Origin of the sequence: Shewanella sp. SG41-3, from assembly GCF_014164545.1 — a bacterium.
Lineage (GTDB): Bacteria > Pseudomonadota > Gammaproteobacteria > Enterobacterales > Shewanellaceae > Shewanella > Shewanella vesiculosa.
This window is the reverse complement of record NZ_JACJFJ010000019.1, coordinates 1-5,373: the sequence shown is the minus strand read 5'-3', so window position 1 is coordinate 5,373 and position 5,373 is coordinate 1. Positions and strand designations below refer to the sequence as shown.

Below are 5,373 nucleotides of genomic sequence, written 5' to 3'. Positions count from 1 at the left end.
GATAAACAACAGCGCAGCTTTAATGGCTTAAATCAACTGGTGCAAATCAACGTTAACGGCAAGCTGACGCAATACGAATATGATGCCTTAGGCCGTCGCAGTGCAAAAATCACCGAACTCGGTCGCACCGACTTTATTTGGGATAATCACCAGCTGATTGGCGAATGCACTTTAGGTGAGTACAGCTGGTATATTTATCAGCCAGACACCTTTACACCTGTTGCACTGATTAAAGCTGGGCAAATATATTATTATCACCTAGACCAACTCGGCACCCCGATTTGCTTAACTGATGGCAACGCACAAATAGTATGGCGCAGCCAACAAGACGTGTTTGGCCAAAGCATTGATCATGTGGATAGCGAGCATCAAATTGTTAACCCAATCCGTTTTCAAGGCCAGTACTTTGATGCCGAATCAGGGTTACACTACAACCGCTTTAGGTACTACAGCCCTCAGCAAGCTAGATTCATCCATCAAGACCCTATTGGTTTGGTGGGCGGGATAAACCATTATCAATACGGACCTAATCCAGTGAATTGGGTGGATCCGTTTGGATTATGTAAAGAGAATAATTTCTTAAATGCAGATGCTAATGGCAATCTCAAAATAGCGCCAATTAGTGAAGAATTAGCCAGTAAATTGTTAAATACAACTGGGATAATTAACCCTAGTCAATATAGGCAATTACCATCTAGTGTTTTAAATAATCGATTGGGATCAGGCGGTTATAAAGAAGCACTTTTTATCGACGATGAGCAAGTATTTTTAATACCTAAACGGGATTCTACTAGTTTTAATCCAGCCTCAATCGAAGATATTAAACAAGAGGCTAAGGACTTAGATAAAATCAAAGCACTAGGTTTACCTGTTCTAACAATATCTGAGTTTGCTGAAACTACTAACTCTGATGGCGAATTAATACAAGGCGGAGTCCAAGAGAGAATGTTGTTTAACGGCAGGGATATAGAGAAAAATATTATTCCCGGCACTAACTCGCAAGGAATTACCGTTGAAACTCTACACTCTATTTTATCCCAAGCCACATTAGATGAATTAGAAAGAATTTTTGATATGGTAGAAAGTAAAAACATTTACATTAAAGATCTACAATTCATGTATGGATCGGATGGCTTACCAAGAATAGCAGATCCACAAAATGTGGTTAATAATGCAAGCCAAACAGATGTAGATGAGTGTTTGGATGTTATTACGTATGAATATAAATTTATTTCTAATATTATATTAAATAAGGAGTAGTTCGTGGTTGACAGTGTACTCAAAGGAATATCTATTGATAACCGGATTGTCGATGCATTAAAAAATTATCGTATTATCAATATGACAAAACCATTAATTGAGTTTGGAATGAGTCGTTACAAAAAAAGACGCAACGTGAAAGATGAAGACATGTTTTCATATTCCGGTAAAACGTTATTTATTCATTTAGACAATGGTGATGTGATTGGTTTTGCGTCAAATGATGTAAAAAGATCTGTTGTTACTTGGTTTGATGAAAAAGACGGTGTGAAAGAGCATTTTTATTTATGCCGATCTGGTGATGAGTTTTCATATGACGACCCTATACACTCAGTAAAAGATAACTGGAGTGGAATAATTAATGAAAAAGTAATATCGATAACAGTGTTTACTGTTAAAAACCCCGTTGAAGATAAAAAATTTGTCGATAGTTTTGAGGCTGCAATTTTATTGGAAACCGCTAAAGGTAATATGCTTATTTCAGATGCTTCAGCAGCCTTCAAATATTCATCTTCTATGCCTGTCGTAAAGTTAGAAGATGCCCCTGATGGTTTTTTTGACAACCTGGAGGCTAGAGTATTGTGAAATCAATTAACATTTATATCAAAAATTAAGCAGTTAGAAGAACTGTATAATAAAGTGTATGAATTTCACAATGACAAGGATAATACGATGTCATCAATAAAAATAACTCAAGCTGTCGGGCTGGGTGGAGCTAACAATGTAAACGATGTAAAAACAGTTCAAAGCGGTTTAAATAAAGTACTTAAATTCATTCCTCCTACAAAATCATTAATTGTTGATGGCCGTTTAGGCTCTAGGCCTGAAAATGCTAAAACCGTTGCAGCGATTAAGTTATTTCAAAGTAAAGTACTCAATATGGTACGTCCAGATAGCAAAATAGATGCGAATGGTCGAACTCTTCGTAAGATAAATGAAATGTTGATAGTAAAGAGCATTCAGATCGCGGGCATGCAAGACCCTAAATTTTTCATGGCAAATGTAATAAAGCCGACTCTTTTGAAAATAGGTTTAGCCTCCAGAAAAGCAGAAATGCTACTACTGGGAACCGCCATCCAAGAGAGCCGTTTAAAATACCGACAACAATTAGGTGGCGGGCCTGCTTTAAGTTATTTTCAAATAGAACCAGCCACACACGATGATATTTGGGATAATTATCTAGCGTATAGACCTGAGCTTGCAAAGAAAGTCAGCGAATTGTTGAACAATGATGACAAATTACAAGAGCTAAAAGATAATGATCTATATGCATGTGCTATGGCAAGAGTGCATTATTTAAGGGCTCCAGCAGGGTTACCATCAGAGGATGATCTTCATGGTCAGGCAGCGTATTGGAAATGCTATTACAATACGCCGTTAGGTAAGGGAACGATTCAAGAGTATGTTCATAATTGGCAAACCTATGGGGTTAAGTAATGACGTTATATAAATCTATTTTTGCAGTCTTATTATTGACCGCTAGCCATTTTGCTGCAGCGTCAGATTGTATTCAAATAAAAGTGATAAAGCCGATAGTAGTGCAATTTAGTAGTGATGATGTTAAGTCAAAAAGATTTGATCAAGTTAAACTTTTACATGAAGATAAATCGGGCATTTGTTTACCGACTCTTGACACCTATGTTTTAGCATATAATGAAGGTGTTCCATTTATTGCTGCTCGTTTGAAGGGACACACGCCAAATATCACATTGATAAAAAAAGATGATATTGAGTATGCCTTGATTAAATATCATACGGGGAACAAGCTTCAGGTATTGAAAGGGTACCAATATGTAGACTCTGATTTAATTGAACTTCCAAACTTTACCTTAAGTAGTAATTTAAGCCAAATCAATATCGTTAATGGAAGTATTGAAGTTAACAATACCGAATTAGTTAAAAATAAGGTAATAAACCAATTGGCATACTATGATTTTGACCTAACGGGTATACATAAAAAGCGTTAAAATAATATCATTGGCATTTATCTCAGTTGCTGTGCTGTCAGCCGATAAGGCTACTGAATTGAATAGTATCCAGGCCAAGAGACACTATCGTTAGCGTAGAATATATTCCTTATTATCACCGTTTTTCACGAGTGGTTGCTAACGTTTTCTGTGTGGCATTTAACTCGAAGAATAACGTTTACACATAGGGTTCTATAAAGAATGGTAAAATTAACAAAGATTATCTTTTATCTTTTCAACTATTAATTATTTCATTGTCTTGGTGATTAGTGGTCTTATACCCACATTAAATAAACTTATCACCGTAATATCTGACGCCTAGTTTCCTACAGGAATTAGGTGGAATTAACATCATTAACAAAGTAAAGGAATACTATGCACGATATATTTGGCGAAATTAGACGCGAATTTTACACTCAAACAATCAAGGAGTGGTTAGGTTGGATTGTGGGGACATTTTTACTGGTCGTGTTGATTAAATGGTTTGCTCAACAATATGACGTTCCAGAATTTGAATTCCATGTCTGGGTTTCAGCCACTCTTTATCTTTGGTATGTCTCTACTATTAGCTTATTAATCGGTAGCACCTATTTTATCGCCCGTAATGCCCAAACCATGTTAGAGAGGCGAGCAACACATCCGCAAAAGCCTGACAGTATTGATTTAACCAATGACTTAGTCCGAGTTAAAAAAATTAAGATTAAAGCCGGAGTAATTGTAGTTGTTGCGCATATTATCAATGCTGGCGTTGTTTACTTTGTTACCGGTCACGTACCTGGCATGACGTCAGAATATCAATTGTATGCTGTTATAGGAGTATTTGCGATAGCCGCCATTAAACCTGCGATGTTAGCGGTAAACGCTATTCGTATGGAGATTTTTGGCATGATTGAAGAGGCGGATTATCCGCAGAAATCGGTTGCTGATTTATGGCGAGTGGTGAATGACTTTAACGACTATGAAGAACGATTAGAAAAAGTATTCGAGCGTATAGATGACGCTAAGCAGGAGTTCAGCCGTGAAAAAGAGATGACTATTGCTGATATTGTTGAAAAATTAACACTGTATAAAGCAGAATTACACTCTGCATTTGATGAAAAAATAACACTTTTCTCATCATCAGACTGCGCAAGGGAAGCGTCTTATAACGCGTTAAAAGAAGCACAAGCACCATTAAGTAAAGAAGTCAGTAAAATATTGGCTGAACTGCAAAATTTACAAAGCTTTGTGATTGATTTACGTGATAAAAATATCAAGGGAGAGCAATTGATGTCAGCATTAAAAGAATTTGGTATTGAGTCATTAGCTGATTTAAATGTGAGTTTTCAAAAATCGATTGTGACGCATAATCCACCCTTACGAAGTGTGCTATCGCCAATTGTAGATGAAGGAATACGCAGCTAAATGTCGTTTTGGGGTCAAGATTATCAATTTAGTGATTGATGGACCCACGGCACTGTACTTTAAAGATTGAATCATTCCTTTAGTGTGAAACCCTGTTTAGTTCTTTAAAAATGGATAGCCAAAATATAGGTGCATTACTGGTTAACGCACCTGCTTTTAATTGGGGGTAAAGTCTTGGCTATACCTTAGATGATACGCCTGTCGAAGGTTGTTGTTTAGTCGTTAAAGAGGGCAATATTCTACCTCATGCCTATGGTTTATGTATGAAAGCTCATAGTTACTGGCAGTAGTATTTCAACAATAAAACTGTCAATTAAGTGGCATTACATTAATAGACAGTCGCTTTACAGGCCATGGCCCATCGAAGCCGATTGTGCAGCTGGCTCATTATCACTATCTGTCATCAGGCTTATTGCATAAAACGATACAGGGTAATCAACTTGAACTCAGTCATGCCTATGATAGCTATTCAAGATTAATTGAGCAGACATGGCGACATGTACAAAAAGAGACTCAATTATTTGTGTCCAGACGTTATCTATATGATAAGCAACATCAATTACTTCGATTATCGTTACGACGCTAGTGGCAATCAAATCAGCCAAATTGGCACTGTCGATAAACAACAGCGCAGCTTTAATGGCTTAAATCAACTGGTGCAAATCAACGTTAACGGCAAGCTGACGCAATACGAATATGATGCCTTAGGCCGTCGCAGTGCAAAAATCACCGAACTCGGTCG

General features: G+C 37.1%; 5 protein-coding genes and 1 pseudogene. All 6 read left to right on the top strand.

Going from position 1 to position 5,373, the window contains the following annotated elements; genetic code table 11:
- Positions 1-1,260, top strand: a 1,260-nt coding sequence (locus H5164_RS19700) for an RHS repeat-associated core domain-containing protein (RefSeq protein WP_182757377.1), incomplete at its 5' end; no start/stop codon positions are given.
- Between the two features lie 3 nt (positions 1,261-1,263).
- A complete protein-coding gene (locus H5164_RS19695) occupies positions 1,264-1,845 on the top strand; it encodes a hypothetical protein (protein WP_182757376.1) in 582 nt (193 codons plus the stop codon).
- Between the two features lie 87 nt (positions 1,846-1,932).
- A complete protein-coding gene (locus tag H5164_RS20135) occupies positions 1,933-2,697 on the top strand; it encodes a hypothetical protein (RefSeq protein ID WP_259396891.1) in 765 nt (254 codons plus the stop codon).
- Complete coding sequence (locus H5164_RS19685) at positions 2,697-3,227, top strand: hypothetical protein (protein WP_182757375.1); 531 nt, start codon at positions 2,697-2,699, stop codon at positions 3,225-3,227. The genes H5164_RS20135 and H5164_RS19685 overlap by 1 nt, the downstream gene beginning before the upstream one ends.
- A 375-nt stretch (positions 3,228-3,602) precedes the next feature.
- Positions 3,603-4,631 (top strand): hypothetical protein, encoded by a 1,029-nt coding sequence (locus H5164_RS19680; RefSeq protein ID WP_182757374.1) that lies wholly within the window; start codon positions 3,603-3,605, stop codon positions 4,629-4,631.
- A 542-nt stretch (positions 4,632-5,173) separates the two neighbouring features.
- Positions 5,174-5,373 (top strand): annotated as a pseudogene (locus H5164_RS19675) (RHS repeat domain-containing protein); the annotation flags it as partial.

What these genes read in the sequence shown, in the direction of transcription:
- H5164_RS20135 (WP_259396891.1), top strand. Translation starts at nt 1,933, where the DNA reads ATGTCATCAATAAAAATAACTCAAGCTGTCGGGCTGGGTGGAGCTAAC.
- H5164_RS19685 (WP_182757375.1), top strand. Translation starts at nt 2,697, where the DNA reads ATGACGTTATATAAATCTATTTTTGCAGTCTTATTATTGACCGCTAGC.
- H5164_RS19680 (WP_182757374.1), top strand. Translation starts at nt 3,603, where the DNA reads ATGCACGATATATTTGGCGAAATTAGACGCGAATTTTACACTCAAACA.